Source organism: Bizionia paragorgiae, from assembly GCF_900107625.1.
In the GTDB taxonomy this organism is placed as follows: domain Bacteria; phylum Bacteroidota; class Bacteroidia; order Flavobacteriales; family Flavobacteriaceae; genus Bizionia; species Bizionia paragorgiae.
Genome location: NZ_FNQK01000006.1, coordinates 49,914 through 66,518, shown reverse-complemented (window position 1 = coordinate 66,518; position 16,605 = coordinate 49,914). Strand labels below are relative to the sequence as shown.

Here is a 16,605-nt window from a genome sequence, read left to right as displayed (position 1 = left end):
ATGAGCAAACGTAGAATTAAAAAAATAGCTATTATTGGTTCCGGAATTATGGGAAGCGGTATCGCTTGTCATTTTGCCAATATTGGTGTAGATGTACTATTATTAGACATTGTACCAAGAGAATTAACCGATAAAGAAAAAGCAAAAGGATTAACTTTAGAAGACAAAGTTGTAAGAAACAGATTGGTAAATGATGCCTTAACAGCCTCATTAAAATCGAAACCCTCTCCTATATACAATCAAAAATTTGCAAGCAGAATTACTACTGGTAACTTAGAAGATGATATCGCTAAGGTTGCCGATGTAGATTGGATAATGGAAGTTGTTGTTGAAAGATTAGACATCAAACAACAGGTATTCGAAAAATTAGAAAAATACAGAACTCCTGGTACACTAATTACTTCAAATACATCGGGAATCCCTATTAAGTTTATGAGCGAAGGACGTAGTGAAGATTTCCAGAAACATTTCTGTGGAACGCACTTCTTTAATCCCGCGCGTTACTTAAAATTATTTGAAATCATCCCTGGACCTAAAACAGATAAAGCTGTATTAGATTTCTTAAATGAATATGGTGAAAAATTCTTAGGGAAAACGTCTGTTGTGGCTAAAGATACACCAGCATTTATTGGAAACAGAATTGGTATTTTCAGCATACAAAGTTTATTCCACGCCGTTAAAGATTTAGATTTAACTATCGAGGAAGTTGATAAATTATCAGGACCAGTAATTGGTCGTCCGAAATCGGCAACCTTTCGTACGGTAGATGTTGTTGGTTTAGATACTTTAGTTCACGTTGCCAACGGTATTAGAGAAAACTGTCCGAAAGATGAACGTTTAGAATTGTTTGAATTGCCTGACTTCATCAACACTATGATGGAAAACAAATGGCTAGGTAGTAAAACAGGACAAGGATTCTACAAAAAAGTAAGAAAAGAAGACGGATCTTCAGAGATTCTATCTTTAGACCTAAACACTTTAGAATACCGCCCGTCTAAAAAAGCGAAATTTGCTACTTTAGAACTGACTAAAACAGTCGATAAAGTTGTAGATCGTTTTAAAATATTAGTTAAAGGAAAAGATAAAGCTGGTGAGTTTTACAGAAAAAGTTTCACTGCCCTATTTGCTTACGTATCTAATCGTATTCCGGAAATTACAGATGAATTATATAAAATTGACGATGCCATGAAAGCAGGTTTCGGATGGGAACATGGTCCTTTCCAAATCTGGGATGCTATTGGCGTTGAAAAAGGTATCGAATTAATGAAAGCCGAAGGTTTAGAGCCTGCTGCTTGGGTTAATGACATGATAGCTTCAGGAAACACCTCGTTCTATACAGTAAAAGAAGGCGCTACTTATTTCTACGACATTCCTAGTAAAAAACAAACTAAAGTTCCTGGTCAAGATGCATTTATCATCTTAGATAATATTCGTAAAACAAACGAAGTCTTTAAAAACTCGGGAGTTGTTGTTGAGGATTTAGGAGATGGAATCCTTAATGTTGAATTCCAATCTAAAATGAATACGATTGGTGGTGATGTTTTAGCTGGTTTAAATAAAGCTATTGACTTAGCTGAAAAAGATTTCGACGGTTTAGTAGTCGGTAACCAAGGTCCTAACTTCTCTGTTGGAGCGAACATCGGAATGATTTTCATGATGGCTGCAGAACAAGAGTACGACGAGCTTAACATGGCTATTAAATACTTCCAAGACACGATGATGCGTATGCGTTATTCTGCAATACCAACTATCTCTGCTCCACATGGAATGGCTTTAGGTGGTGGATGTGAAATTTCATTACACGCAGATAAAGTAGTTGCAGCAGCAGAAACCTATATGGGACTAGTAGAATTTGGTGTTGGTGTAATCCCTGGAGGTGGTGGTTCTAAAGAAATGGCTTTAAGAGCGCAGGACCTTTTCCAAAAAGGAGATGTGCAATTAAACATTTTACAAGAGCATTTCTTAACTATTGGGATGGCAAAAGTATCAACTTCTGCTTATGAAGCTTTCGACTTAAACCTTTTACAAGAAGGAAAAGATATCGTTGTGGTAAATAAAGACCGCCAAATAGCAGTTGCTAAGCAACACGCAAGATTAATGGCCGATTCAGGTTACACACAACCTGTTCGCAGAGATGACATTTTAGTTCTTGGTAAACAAGCCTTAGGTATGTTCTTAGTAGGAACAGATTCTATGCAAGATTCGAACTACATCTCTGAGCACGATATGAAAATCGCAAATAAACTTGCTTATGTTATGGCAGGTGGTGATTTATCAGAACCTACGCGCGTTACAGAACAGTATTTATTGGATTTAGAGCGTGAAGCCTTCTTAAGCTTATGTACAGAACGTAAGACTTTAGAAAGAATCCAACACATGTTAACAAAAGGGAAACCACTTCGCAACTAGTTGCGGATAGTAATAAGGAATTAGTACTAAGGATGAAAATATCACTAAATACTAATTACTAACAACTAAATACTAAAACAAATGAAAACAGCATATATAGTAAAAGCATACAGAACCGCAGTTGGTAAAGCTCCAAAAGGTGTGTTCCGTTTTAAAAGAACCGATGAATTAGCGGCTGAAACCATTCAGTACATGATGAAGGAACTTCCAAATTTGGATAAAAAGCGTATTGACGATGTCATCGTTGGAAACGCCATGCCTGAAGGTGCACAAGGATTAAATATGGCACGTTTTATTTCCTTAATCGGATTAGATAGTGTAGATGTACCTGGTGTAACCGTAAATCGTTTCTGTGCTTCAGGTATAGAAACTATCGGAATTGCAACTGCCAAAATCCAAGCAGGAATGGCAGATTGTATTATTGCTGGAGGAGCAGAAAGCATGAGCGCTGTACCTATGACCGGTTTTAAACCAGAATTAAATTATGATACAGTAAAAGCTGGTCATGAAGATTATTATTGGGGAATGGGAAATACTGCTGAAGCAGTAGCAAAACAATTCAACGTATCTCGAGAAGATCAAGATGAATTTGCCTTTAACTCACACATGAAAGCTTTAAAAGCGCAAGCTGAAAATCGTTTTCAAAATCAAATTGTGCCTATTGACGTAGAACAAACTTATATTGATGCTAACGGAAAAAGAGCTACAAAATCGTATACAGTAACTAAAGACGAAGGACCACGTGCAGGAACTAGTAAAGACGCTTTAGCAAAATTGCGTCCAGTATTTGCTGCTAACGGTAGTGTAACTGCCGGTAACTCCTCACAAATGAGTGATGGTGCTGCCTTTGTTATGATTATGAGTGAAGACATGGTAAAAGAATTAAATCTTGAACCAATTGCGCGCTTAGTAAATTATGCAGCAGCAGGTGTCGAGCCCCGTATTATGGGTATCGGACCAGTAAAAGCAATTCCGAAGGCTTTAAAACAAGCAGGATTAAAACAAGACGATTTATCTTTAATCGAGTTAAACGAAGCTTTTGCTTCACAGTCTTTAGCTGTAATTAGAGAGTTAGATCTTAATCCAGATATCATTAACGTGAATGGTGGGGCAATTGCCTTAGGTCACCCACTAGGTTGTACCGGTTCTAAATTATCTGTGCAGTTATTCGACGAAATGCGTCAGCGAAACATGCAAGGAAAATATGGTGCCGTAACTATGTGCGTAGGTACAGGTCAAGGTGCATGTGGAATATTCGAATTTTTAAACTAATCAAAGAACTTAATACAATACTATAAAATGGCAGATTTAGAAAAAGACATCCTTCGTGGAGGTCAATTCTTAGTAAAAGAAACACAATGTGAAGACGTTTTTACTCCTGAAGATTTTTCAGAAGAACAAACAATGATGAAGGAGGCTGTAATGGAGTTCAACGATCGTGAAATCATTGCAAATAGAGCACGATTTGAAGCTAAAGATTATGCGTTAACCGAAGAGGTAATGCGTAAAGCTGGTGAACTTGGATTTTTAGGAGTTGCTGTTCCTGAAGCTTATGAAGGATTAGGAATGGGTTTTGTTTCAACCGTATTAACATGTGATTATATATCTTCTGGTACCGGTTCTTTTAGTACCGCTTTTGGTGCACATACAGGAATTGGAACAATGCCAATTACCCTTTATGGTACTGAAGAGCAAAAGAAAAAATACGTTCCTAAATTAGCAACAGGAGAATGGTTTGGTGCGTACTGTTTAACAGAGCCCGGCGCAGGATCGGATGCGAATTCAGGAAAAACAACTGCAGAACTTTCTGCTGATGGAAAGTCTTATAAAATCAACGGACAAAAAATGTGGATATCAAATGCAGGTTTCTGTAGCTTGATGATTGTTTTTGCACGTATTGAAGATGACAAAAATATTACTGGTTTTATTGTAGAATACGATAAAAATAACCCTAACGGAATTACTTTAGGTGAAGAAGAACACAAATTAGGAATTCGTGCGTCTTCTACACGTCAGGTGTTTTTTAATGACACAGTAGTTCCTGCAGAAAACATGTTAGCTGGTCGTGGTGAAGGATTTAAAATCGCTATGAACGCCCTAAACATTGGACGTATTAAATTAGCTGCTGCTTGTTTAGATTCTCAAAGACGAATTTTAACAACTGCTGTTAACTATGCAAACGAGCGTAAACAATTTAAAACGCCTATCGCTGACTTTGGTGCTATTAAAGTGAAACTTGCTGAAATGGCAACTAACGCTTACGTAGGAGAGTCTGCTACCTATAGAGCTTCTAAAAACATTGAGGACAGAATCGCTATGCGTGAGGCTGCTGGAAACACACACCAAGAAGCGGAGCTAAAAGGTGTTGAAGAATATGCTATTGAATGTTCTATTCTTAAAGTAGCCGTTTCTGAAGATGTACAGAATTGTGCAGATGAAGGAATCCAAATTTTTGGAGGTATGGGATTCTCAGAGGAAACCCCTATGGAAGCCGCTTGGAGAGATGCTAGAATTGCACGTATTTACGAAGGAACTAACGAAATTAACAGAATGTTATGTGTTGGTATGCTAGTAAAGAAAGCGATGAAAGGTCACGTAGATTTATTAGGTCCTGCTCAAGCTGTTCAAAGTGAATTAATGGGTATCCCTTCTTTTGATACCCCTGACTATTCTGAATTATTTTCTGAAGAAAAGGAAATGATTGCAAAACTTAAGAAAACATTCTTAATGGTGGCTGGAGCTGCTGTACAAAAATTTGGTCCGCAATTAGAAGAGCACCAACAGTTATTAATTGCTGCTGCCGACATCTTAATTGAAATCTATATGGCTGAATCAGCAATTTTAAGAACCGAGAAAAATGCTAAGCGCTTTGGTGAAGACAAACAAGCTGTTCAAATAGCGATGTCTAAACTATACTTATATAACGCTGTAGATATCATCGAGAAAAAAGGAAAAGAAAGTATTATCTCTTTTGCTGAAGGTGACGAGCAACGTATGATGCTTATGGGATTAAAGCGTTTTACAAAATATGCTAACTACCCAGATATCGTTGATTTACGTAACGAAATTGCTGAGCGTATTAAAGCAGATAATAAATACGACTTCTAAACTTTAGAACAAGTAAAACTTATAAAAAGCCAATTCTATCAATATTAATATTGAGAAGAATTGGCTTTTTTTTTATATCTCCAATTTTAATTCCAAAAAACACCTTTTCCACCACAGCATTCTGATTTACAATATCTTATAAACTTTTACTAGCTAAATCGACTCCTTTTCACTAAATTTAAGACTCCCGCCCCTAAATTGATTAATAGCACTTAATAGTTTAGTTAATGTATTATTCACATTTCTATGAAAGTAAAGTCAATAATGGGACAGTCATCCCAAGGGATTATAGAAGCCTTTAAACATTTTGTTAAAGATGTTTTAAAGCTGTGTTTAGAACTTGTACTACTCTCGAATACACAACACTTCAATTTACTTTTAGCTGTAAGTTATACCCATACAGGTAGAAAAGTATACCGTTTCCATCACACTATTAATCCCCTACTTCTTACCCCTACTTTAGCGAATTCCCATACCTGCAATTTAAAGCGCTTAGTCAAAAAGGCAATTCATCTTATCCAATACCATAAGGTGTTTTCAACGAATCCCTTATCACAAAGTGTAGCTTTTGGCTTAGGTCAAAGTATACGCACAACGCACAAAGTAAAAGTGTACAATTCATCATTAATATCCTCCTAAACCAGTACACTATGCAACTCACCAATACTTTAGAAAAAGAGGTTCTAAATAGCTATAACACTTGGTTATACAGCTATTTAAATGGTGATATAGTAACCTATGACTCCTATTTTGACGACACCTATCACTTTATCGGGTCGACTGATAATGAAGAATACTTAAACAAGAAAGAAACCACAAACTTCTTTAAAGCGACTAGCGATCAATTGGCTGGAAAATGCGATTTAAGAAATGAAACTAAAATCATCGAAAAGTTTAACGATTTAATTTTTATAACACATCTATTTGATGGCTGGTTTATAAATGGTGAAGATTGGAGTTATTACGGACGATTTCGATTTTCATCGGTAATGAAGAATAAAGAAAACGAATGGAAATTTATACACCAGCATTTTTCGACTACAGATTCTAAAACAAGCAATGGAGAAACCATCGGATTTGATAAAGTAAATCTAGAAAACCAAGAGCTTCGTGATGCCATAAAACGTAGAACTTTTGAGCTGGAAACCAAGAATCGTGAACTTGAAATTGAAGGCGCTTTAGAACGCATCAGAGCACAAGCCGTTGCGATGAAACAGCCTTCTGACCTACTCGATATTGTAGTCACCATGCGTAATGAATTCAATAAACTAGGTCATGAAGCGCATTACTTTTGGCATATGATGTGGTTACCAGAAAAATATGAAAAAGCCATGACCAGTGGCGATGGTTCTAAAATTGGTTTTGTTATGGAACTGCCCAAACATATTCATGGAGATATTCCATTATTAGCAAAATGGGAAAAGAGTAATGAACCTACCGTTGTATATGCTATGGATACAGAAAAAGCCATTAATTATGTGGATAAGATGATGCAATTGGGAGATTTTAAAAATAGTGATCCTCAAGCACCTAGTCACGAAAACATAAGGGATATTGGTGGATTAACTTTTATAATGGCGCGTACCACACACGGAGAGATTGGTTATAGTCTACCTGGAATCGTCAAAAATCCACCCGTAGAAGATTTAAATATTTTAATACTATTTGCCGGTGCGTTTGACCTAGCTCATCGACGTTTCTTAGACTTACAAAAAGCCGAACATCAAGCCAGAGAGGTTGAGATAGAATTAGCCTTAGAAAAAGTAAGAGGCCGTACCATGGCCATGAAACATAGTGATGAATTACAAGAAGCATCATTCTTATTAGATCAACAAGTACGAGGTTTAGGAATTAAAACTTGGGGCTGTGCTTTCAATATTTACGGAGAAAACGAATCTACGGAATGGTTTGGAAATGAAGCTGGTGTATTACCTACATATACTGTTCCTCATAAAGGAATATTTAAGGAATATTACCAAAATGGTCAAGAGGGTAAATCATTATTAATTAAGGTGTTTAATGGTGAGGAATGTCTGTCGCATTATGAATATATGAGTTCGCTTCCTATTATTGGCGATGTCTTAAAAAACTTAAAGAAAACTAATACTAGCTTCCCAACCTATCAAATAGATCATGTCGCCTATTTCAAATATGGCTACTTATTGTTTATTACCCGAGAGCCTGTTCCAGATGCGTATGCTGTTTTTAAACGTTTTGCCAAAGTTTTCGAGCAAACGTACACGCGCTTTTTAGACCTTCAAAAATTTGAAGCGCAAGCTAGAGAAGCACAGATAGAAGCTGCTTTAGAACGTGTAAGATCTTGCGCAATGTCTATGCATAAAAGTGATGATCTTACTAAGGCTGTAGACATTGTTTTTTCAGAATTAAAACAATTAGAGTTTAACACGGTGCGTTGTGGTATTGGCATTTTTAATGACCAATCTAATTATGTAAATGTTTGGACCACTTCATCCCATAACAACAAGGAAACCTCTCATTTATCTGGAGATGAAAAACTTGAAGGTCATCCTCTTCTAGACGGAATCTACAAGGCATGGCAAAAGCAAGTAGATTTTTCTTATACCCTAAAAAATAAAGATCTTGAAAAGTATTACCAGGTTGTTGCAAGTTCTAACCTTCCAGTCACTGCCCCTAATGATAATAACCAATTAACAACTCAATACTACCATGTCGTTGTTTTTCCTGCAGGAGGACTTTTCGCATTCAGTGATACCGAGTTCACTGAGGACAAAAAACTATTAATGAAGCGTTTTGGAGAAGTATTTCACCTTTCCTTTACGCGTCACCTAGATTTAAAACAAGCGGAAGAACAAGCTAGAGAAGCTCAAATAGAAATGGCGTTAGAAAAAGTCCGATCTCGTACAATGGCTATGCAAAGCAGTAGCGAGTTATCAGAAGCTGCTAATAACCTTTTTCTTCAAGTTCAAGCACTAGGAATCCCGGCATGGAGTGCTGGTTATTGTATTTGGGAAGACAAAGACAAAAAAAATGTATGGTGTAACATGAGTAGCGAAGGTGAAATTCAAAAAGGATTCTCTTTACCTACAATTGGTGAAGGCTATGATTTTTATAATCCTCATAGAGATAAAAAGAGTTTTCACGTTTCAGAATTAGGTGGTAAAAAGTTAGTTAAACATTATGACTTTATGAAAACACTTCCTGGTATTAGAGATGTTCTTGAAGACTTTAAGCTAAAAGGTATTGCGCTACCAACGTTTCAGATTTTTCATATCATCTATTTTACACATGGCTACCTCATGTTTATCACCTATGAACCTGTACCTAAGGATTGGGATGTTTTTAAACGTTTTGGTAAGGTATTTCAGCAAACCTATACGCGCTTTTTAGATCTCCAAAAATCTGAAGCACAAGCAAGAGAAGCACAAATAGAAACAGCCCTGGAGAAAGTGAGAAGCCGTACTATGGCTATGCAAAAAGGAGAAGAAGTAAAAGCTGTTGTTGTTCTTTTATATAAGGAGCTCATTGCTCTTGGAGTGACCAACTTCGTTACTTGCGGTTACGTGGAAATAAATGAAAATACCAAGAAACAAGAGACATGGGTTACTAATCCTGGCGGCGATTCTTTAGATTTATTTTTTCTTCCTTTAACTGGTGATGCTCATTTTGACGCACGTTATGAGGCATGGAAAAAACAACAAACCGTATTTCACCAAACTGTTGAAGGTAAAGAACGAAGAAAACATCTTGAATATGCTATTACCACCTTTAATTCAAAAGAGGCAGAAGAGATGGTTCTTAATCAGTTTCCAGACCCCACCGTATTTTATTGCTTTAATTTTTCTCATGGGTACTTACATCTGGTTTGCAACTCCAATCTGACTAAAAAAGAAGAGAATTTATTGGCGCGATTTACAAAAGTTTTCGAACAAACGTACGCACGTTTCTTAGACTTAAATAAATCTGAAGCTCAAGCCAGAGAATCCCAAATACAGTTATCCCTAGAACGTGTAAGAGCGAAAGCTATGTCTATGCATAACTCAGAAGGTATAGACGACGTATTAACAGTGTTATGTGGGCAATTTGATGACATAGGCATTCTACCTATGTCTACAAACATGACTGTTTTTGATTTTGAAAACAACAGCTTTATTTTTCGTGAAACAGGAAAGTACGGAGATAGAAGTTTTGGAAAACAAACAATTGCTCTCGATGCTATGGACAACTGGACAGAAACCGTTAACCAGTGGAAAGCCGACAATCCTTTTGCTGTAAATAAACTGCATTTCGCTAAAGAACAGCTTCCTGAAGTTTGGGAGGTATTTCACGAATCCTTTGCTTCCATGCCCGAAAACTTTAAAATTACGCCAGAGGACTATCCGGATGGTATTTACCATACCGCTGGAAAACATCCTTTTGGTTATCTAGGTATAAATCAAACCCGACCAGCGACAGATGAAGAAGAACGCATTGTTATAAAATTTGCCAATGAATTTGGAAGAGCCTACCAACGTTTTATCGATTTACAAAAAGCGGAAGCTCAAACTAAAGAAGCACAAATTGAAGCTTCACTAGAAAAAGTGAGAAACGTAGCATTAAGCCTAACAAAATCTGAGGACATGCTAGACGTTGCCAAGGCATTATATGAGCAATTACTAGATTTAGGTTTTACCGATATGCGTAATGCCATTATTGACATTCACAATGATGATGAAACGTTTCTAGACTACGACTACTCTCATGATATGTCAAGCGCTATAACCAAATTTTCATTTTATGGGGACCCTGTTATTGAGCAACAAATTAAAAAAGTTGAATCGAGTAACGATGCTTTTTTTGAAATTGAATTAAAAGGCAAACAAATAGAAGAGCTTATTGAAACCCGACTACGCAATGGTGAAAAAGACGATCCGAGACTTAGAAACACCCAACACCTTACTTACAATCTCTATTCCTTTGGAAACGGAGCTATTGGAATTTCCAACTTCGGAATACTAAGCGATGAACAAAAATCACTTTTAAAACGATTCAGGAACGTTTTTACCTTTGCTTACCAAAGATATACTGAAATCTCCAACACAGAAGCACAGGCAAGGGAGGCTAAAATTGAAGCAGCTTTAGAAAAAGTGCGTTCTGTTGCTCTTAGTATAAACGAATCTACAGAATTACTACATATAGCAAAAGCGCTGTACGAGCAGCTAATAGAATTAGAGTTTAACAACATTCGCAATGTAATTATAGATGTAAATAATGAAGATGATAAAACGTTTTTAGACTACGACTATTCCCACGAAATGGGGGGCTCGGTTACTCTTATGTCCTACGATGACGACCCTACACTTGACGAACAAGTGCGGGTTATAGCTGAGACCACCGATGGTTTTTCAGAAATGACACTTAAAGGACAACAACTACAGGATCTTATTGACATGCGAAGAAAAAATGGCGAAGCAGAAGACCCACGATTACTTAAAACCGATAGTCTATCCTACTTACTGTATGCTTTTGGAAATGGCGCTATAGGGATATCAAATTTTGGTTCATTAAACAAAGATGAAAAGTCTATTTTAGATCGTTTCCGAAATGTATTCACCTTTGCATACCAACGTTTTAAAGATCTACAGGTAAAGGAAGAACAATCAGCCAAACTTTTAAGCGAAAAATTACGTCTAGAGGAAACCTTAACCGACCTTCAGCTTACACAAAAGCAATTAATACAATCCGAGAAAATGGCTTCCCTTGGAGAATTGACAGCAGGGATCGCACACGAAATTCAAAACCCATTAAACTTCGTTAATAATTTCTCTGAAGTAAGTAAAGAACTCTTAGAAGAAATGAAAGAGGAAATTGAAAATGGTGATATGAAGGAAGTAAAAGCTTTAATGAATGATGTGATTAAAAACCTTGAAAAAATAAACCATCATGGAAAACGTGCCGATGGCATTGTAAAAGGTATGTTACAACACAGTCGTGCTAGTGGAAACCAAAAAGAACCAACAAATATTAATGCATTGGCAGATGAGTATTTTAGATTGGCCTATCACGGATTAAGAGCAAAAGACAAATCGTTTAACGCACATCTTAAAACAAATTACGACGAGAGCATCAAACCTGTAAAAGTGATTCCCCAGGAATTTGGTCGCGTGGTACTAAATTTATTTACTAATGCGTTTTATGCCGTTGATGAAAAAAGCACCGGCACAGAAGATAAAGACTATAAACCAACAGTATCTGTGAGTACAAAGAATCTAAAAGACAAAGTAACAATTACCGTAAAAGACAATGGTAACGGCATACCTAAACATATAATAGATAAAATTTTCCAACCTTTTTTTACGACAAAACCAACAGGAAAAGGAACCGGTTTAGGATTGAGCATGAGCTATGATATTATAAAAGCACACGATGGGGAATTAACCGTGAATACCATTGAAGGGGAAAGCACAGAATTCACCATTCATTTACCACTAACAGCATCAACACTTTCAGACCGATGAAAAATATACGACACACTAACACATCTATATTTGGTTGCCTTTTGCAGAAATACTGTCAATTAATAATCCTTTTATTAATTGGCGCTAGTGGTTTTTCACAACAACCTTCAGCAGAAAGCAATCAAAATATTGAAAGCATGCTATCCTCTATTTCAGAACAACTTCAGGGTACTATTACCGACTCTATACAATTCCGAAATTCTATGTTTAGAGTTTTAACCCTAGCAAAGCAAACTCAGAATAACGCTCAACTTATAAAAGCGTATCACAATCTTGCCACTTGGCACACTAGAAACCCCACCTTAGATTCTACGATTTACTATTTAGATCAGGCTGAAAAAATTTCTAAAACACATAAACTCCCTCTACTTGAAGCCGAAACCTTCTTAAAAAAAGAAACGGCTTATAAGCAAAGAGGACTGTATGGCAAAGCCATGACCGAAAACTTTAAAGCATTAGAATCGTTTGAAGCAATTAACAACCAATTAGGCATTGCCAAAAGCTATACAAGACTATGTGATCTTTTATATTTTCAAGAAAAATATGCAGAAGGTGCCGAGTATTGTCAAAAAGCCATCACTATTCTAAAGGAATTGAATGACCCCAAGGAATTGGCAAAGAGCTATAGGTATAAAGCAGATAATCTTTTAATTCTAGAGCGCTATGACGACGCGCTTAATGACATAAACAATTCCATAAACTTGTTAAAAAATGCAGGAAGCGGAGAACCAGAATTGGCGAGAAACTATAATACGAGGGGAAATATATATAAATACATGAAGCGTTATGACGACGCTATTACAGAGTATAAAAAGTGTTTAGAAATTGCCAAAAAGCACAACCTAAGTCAAGGTATAATTCCGGCATTAGGAAATATTGGACATGTATATAGGTTGCAAGAGAAACACAGTGAAGCACTACCATATACTTTAGATGCTATAGACTTAATGAAAAAAAGCGGCAACACTCCTAACCTTAAGGAAAACTACGCACATACTTCAGGCTCTTACGAAGCTTTAGAACAGTATAAAGAGGCATTGAAATACGAACAACTGTATTCTGAAGCTCGTGTTAAGGAGCTAGAACAAATTATTGAGCAGCTTGAATCGGAACTACAAATAAAATACGAATCGGCTAAAAAAGATGAAACCATAGAATCTCAAGACGCGACCATAGACCGTCAGCGTAAAACACAACTTTTATATATCAGTCTAGCGGCATTATTGGGAATTATTCTCTTCGGCATGTATTTTACAATTAGGAATATACGTAAGAAAAGAAAAGCGCTTGCATTACTTAATAAAGAACTTGCCAATAAGCAACATGCTTTAGCCGAGTCTAACAACAAATTAAAACACTCTCTTAACGAATTAAAGGCGACTCAATCTCAATTGATTCAATCAGAAAAATTAGCCTCCTTAGGTCAACTCGCAGCTGGAATCGCACATGAGATTAAAAATCCTTTAAATTTTGTCAATAATTTTTCTGAACTAAACTTAGAACTCATTGATGAAATTCATGTAGAGTTAGAAAAAGTGCCTTCTAGTCCCGAAAAAGAAGATATAATAGGCCTATTAGAAGACGTCGTATCGAACCAAAAGAAAATACACCAGCACGGAACGCGAGCCGATAGCATTGTAAAATCCATGCTATTACATAGCCGCGGAGGGAATGGCATTAAGGAACCTACCGATATTAATGCTATGCTTAAAGAATATATTAATCTATCATTTCACGCCATGAGAGCTGGCAAAAAGGCCATTAACGTGACTTTAGATTTTCAGTTGGATGACACCCTAAAAAAACCAGCTGTAATTATGGAAGATGTGAGTCGTGTTATTCTCAATCTTTCTAACAATGCCTTCGATGCCATGTACGAGCGGATAAAAGATAAAGACTCATCAGAGAATTATCATCCAAAACTAACGGTAAGAACTTATGAAGATCATCAGAATGTCGTTATAGAAGTTGAAGATAATGGGAATGGAATACCCCAAGATTTTAAAGACAAAATACTCATGCCTTTTTTCACTACCAAACGAGGTACTGAAGGCACTGGTCTTGGTCTTTCCATTTCAAATGATATCGTAAAATCTCATGGTGGCCACTTGCAGATAGACTCTAAACAAGGTGATAATTCATTTACAAAATTCAAAATTATTTTACCAATATAAACACTATACAACTATGAAAATTTTAATAGTAGACGACGAACGCGATGTAGAAACATTGTTCCGTCAAAAATTCAGAAAAGAAATAAGAAGTAAAACACTGCATCTAAATTTTGCCTTCTCAGGACAAGAAGCTCTAGAATTTTTAGAACATCAAGAACCGCCGAAAGTAGTTTATGTGTTTTCGGATATTAATATGCCAGGGATGACAGGTTTAGAATTGTTAGAAAGGATTAAACAAAAATTTCCAAAAATTAGTGTCTCAATGATTTCTGCTTACGGAGATTCGCAAAACTACAATAAGGCAATGAATAGTGGAGCTAAAGAATTTTTTACCAAACCCATTAATTTTGATTCGTTACGCAAGGAAATTGAATCACTAATCGAATAAAGAAAACGCATACAAGTTATACTTTAATATTTTAAACATCATATTATGGGAAAGATACTAGTCGTTGATGATGAACCGGATTTAGAGGTTTTAATTAAACAAAAATTTAGAAAACAAATTCGAGAAAAAGAATACGTCTTTTATTTCGCTGAAAACGGAAAAGAAGCACTTAAAAAAATACTAGAACATCCAGAGGTAGATATTGTACTCAGCGATATTAACATGCCTGAAATGGATGGGTTAACACTATTGACCAAATTGCACGAAACAAGTCCACTTATTAAATCGGTTATTGTTTCGGCTTATGGTGATATGGAAAATATAAGAACTGCTATGAATAGAGGCGCATTCGATTTCATTACCAAGCCCATTAATTTTGAGGATTTGACATTAACCATGGAAAAAACGCTAAAACATGCACAGCAAATTAAAGACACCCTTAAAGCTATTAAGGAAAATAATATCCTAAAAATGTATGTGGATGAAAACGTATTAAATTTTATGGGTAATAAAGAATTTGAATCCACAATCATGGCTAGTGAAACCATTGAAGCGACGGTTATATTTATTGATATATGCGGATTTACTAAGATTAGTGAAAATGTAGAAGCGGATACCGTAGTTAAATTAATAAACAACTATTTTGATGAAATGGTAAAAGAAATCATAGAGCAAAAAGGGCATATCGATAAATTTATTGGCGATGCTATAATGGCTGTATTTAAAGGAGAGTATCATTTAGACAGGGCTATAGATGCGGCACTTGCTGTATGCGAAAAAATAAACAATCTACCTGCTTTAGAAGGGTACTTAGACTACAAACCGAAAGTGTCTATTGGTATTAAAAGTGGTGAGATGGTTTCAGGAAATATCGGATCTGTAAGTCTTAAACGCTTAGACTATACTGTAATTGGAGATACAGTAAATACGGCTGCTCGTTTACAAGATGCCGCTAGAGAAAATCAGATAATTATTTCAGAAGATTGCTATCAAAAAGTAAAAGAATCTTTTAAATGCAAAAAGGTGGGCAATATTATGGTTAAGAATAAAACCAATCCGCTTACTATATATCAAGTTATTGAATGAGAGTATTTGTAGAGTTATATTTCATTTTATATCAACCCTATTATGCATCTAACAACTAATCCATCAAAATTATGGAAGACTCAAAACCGTTAAAAAAACAGGTGTCAACAAAAAAGAAGGCAAAAGATCATACCGAAGAGTTAGTTGATCATTATTGGGGAACCATAAATTATTTGACTAACTTAATAAAAGCGTCTGAAATAAAAGCAGGTTTAATATTATCTTTCTATGGTATACTGCTAAATTTTATTTATCAAGGGGCTACAAGTATTTCTAATTCATTGGACAGAAATACCATTATATACATTCTAATTAGCGCTTGGATCTTTTGTACTTCGGCCTCCATCTTTTTCTGTATTCGCTGTTTTATGCCAAAAATTGAAGGTAAATTTAATAAGAACATGTTTTTCTTTAAGGATATCATTACAAAATTTGGGACCGTCGAAGAGTTTTCAAAAACCTTTTTAAAAAAGAGTAAAAATGAAGACAGTCTTTTTCTTCAGTTGGGAGAACAGATTTTTATTCTCTCAAAAATTTCAGCTTGGAAATTCAAAAATGTGAGACGGGCCATAAGTCTTTTAGCACTAGGTCTTTTTATTTTATTCCTCACAGGCATATTACATTTTATAATTATACTCAACCCGTAAAACACAATCCAATTAACAACATGTTAATCGTAGCGTTAATGATGCTTTTTTACCCAGAAACACATCACATAGCTAATACTTGGTACCAAAACTAAAGCAGAACGACAGATTTTATTCACCCTCCACTCCTCAATAACTCTAGAATCCTATAACTGATATTTCCCCGAACTTATGACATCTACTATTAAATAAATCAACAACTTAAAAGAGCCCCTTAAATACAAGAGCTTTCATTAGCACATAACACTTCTACTCTCTTCCTCTCAATAGTTCATTTTGACTACCTAAAAACAGATTTAAAATTTTCTAGCTTTCAG

The 16,605-nt window shown here is 35.8% G+C and carries 9 protein-coding genes; all 9 read left to right on the top strand.

What is annotated here, in order from left to right:
• On the top strand, positions 1–2,409 hold the full coding sequence (locus BLV64_RS05545; RefSeq protein ID WP_092133205.1) for a 3-hydroxyacyl-CoA dehydrogenase/enoyl-CoA hydratase family protein: 2,409 nt from the start codon (positions 1–3) through the stop codon (positions 2,407–2,409).
• A gap of 81 nt (positions 2,410–2,490) precedes the next feature.
• Positions 2,491–3,681, top strand: a complete 1,191-nt coding sequence (locus BLV64_RS05540) for an acetyl-CoA C-acyltransferase (protein WP_092133204.1) — start codon at positions 2,491–2,493, stop codon at positions 3,679–3,681.
• Positions 3,682–3,708: 27 nt separating this feature from the next.
• The gene (locus BLV64_RS05535) at positions 3,709–5,517 is read left to right on the top strand and encodes an acyl-CoA dehydrogenase family protein (RefSeq protein ID WP_092133203.1); all 1,809 of its coding nucleotides are present in this window, start codon (positions 3,709–3,711) and stop codon (positions 5,515–5,517) included.
• Between the two features lie 246 nt (positions 5,518–5,763).
• Positions 5,764–6,156, top strand: coding sequence for a hypothetical protein (locus tag BLV64_RS14465; protein WP_143034134.1), 393 nt, complete (start codon positions 5,764–5,766; stop codon positions 6,154–6,156).
• An 11-nt stretch (positions 6,157–6,167) separates the two neighbouring features.
• Positions 6,168–11,993, top strand: a complete 5,826-nt coding sequence (locus tag BLV64_RS05530) for an ATP-binding protein (protein WP_092133202.1) — start codon at positions 6,168–6,170, stop codon at positions 11,991–11,993.
• Complete coding sequence (locus BLV64_RS05525; protein ID WP_092133201.1) at positions 11,990–14,167, top strand: ATP-binding protein; 2,178 nt, start codon at positions 11,990–11,992, stop codon at positions 14,165–14,167. Before BLV64_RS05530 ends, BLV64_RS05525 begins: the two co-directional genes overlap by 4 nt.
• A 13-nt stretch (positions 14,168–14,180) precedes the next feature.
• Complete coding sequence (locus BLV64_RS05520) at positions 14,181–14,555, top strand: response regulator (protein WP_092133319.1); 375 nt, start codon at positions 14,181–14,183, stop codon at positions 14,553–14,555.
• Between the two features lie 45 nt (positions 14,556–14,600).
• Positions 14,601–15,641, top strand: a complete 1,041-nt coding sequence (locus BLV64_RS05515) for an adenylate/guanylate cyclase domain-containing protein (protein ID WP_177165298.1) — start codon at positions 14,601–14,603, stop codon at positions 15,639–15,641.
• Positions 15,642–15,712: 71 nt separating this feature from the next.
• The gene (locus BLV64_RS05510; protein ID WP_092133199.1) at positions 15,713–16,288 is read left to right on the top strand and encodes a Pycsar system effector family protein; all 576 of its coding nucleotides are present in this window, start codon (positions 15,713–15,715) and stop codon (positions 16,286–16,288) included.
• Positions 16,289–16,605 lie beyond the last annotated feature (317 nt).

Bases quoted from the DNA above. Each gene is read 5' to 3' on its own strand.
- BLV64_RS05530 (WP_092133202.1), top strand. From the start codon at position 6,168: ATGCAACTCACCAATACTTTAGAAAAAGAGGTTCTAAATAGCTATAAC.
- BLV64_RS05525 (WP_092133201.1), top strand. From the start codon at position 11,990: ATGAAAAATATACGACACACTAACACATCTATATTTGGTTGCCTTTTG.
- BLV64_RS05540 (WP_092133204.1), top strand. From the start codon at position 2,491: ATGAAAACAGCATATATAGTAAAAGCATACAGAACCGCAGTTGGTAAA.
- BLV64_RS05535 (WP_092133203.1), top strand. From the start codon at position 3,709: ATGGCAGATTTAGAAAAAGACATCCTTCGTGGAGGTCAATTCTTAGTA.
- BLV64_RS05545 (WP_092133205.1), top strand. From the start codon at position 1: ATGAGCAAACGTAGAATTAAAAAAATAGCTATTATTGGTTCCGGAATT.
- BLV64_RS05520 (WP_092133319.1), top strand. From the start codon at position 14,181: ATGAAAATTTTAATAGTAGACGACGAACGCGATGTAGAAACATTGTTC.
- BLV64_RS14465 (WP_143034134.1), top strand. From the start codon at position 5,764: ATGAAAGTAAAGTCAATAATGGGACAGTCATCCCAAGGGATTATAGAA.
- BLV64_RS05515 (WP_177165298.1), top strand. From the start codon at position 14,601: ATGGGAAAGATACTAGTCGTTGATGATGAACCGGATTTAGAGGTTTTA.
- BLV64_RS05510 (WP_092133199.1), top strand. From the start codon at position 15,713: ATGGAAGACTCAAAACCGTTAAAAAAACAGGTGTCAACAAAAAAGAAG.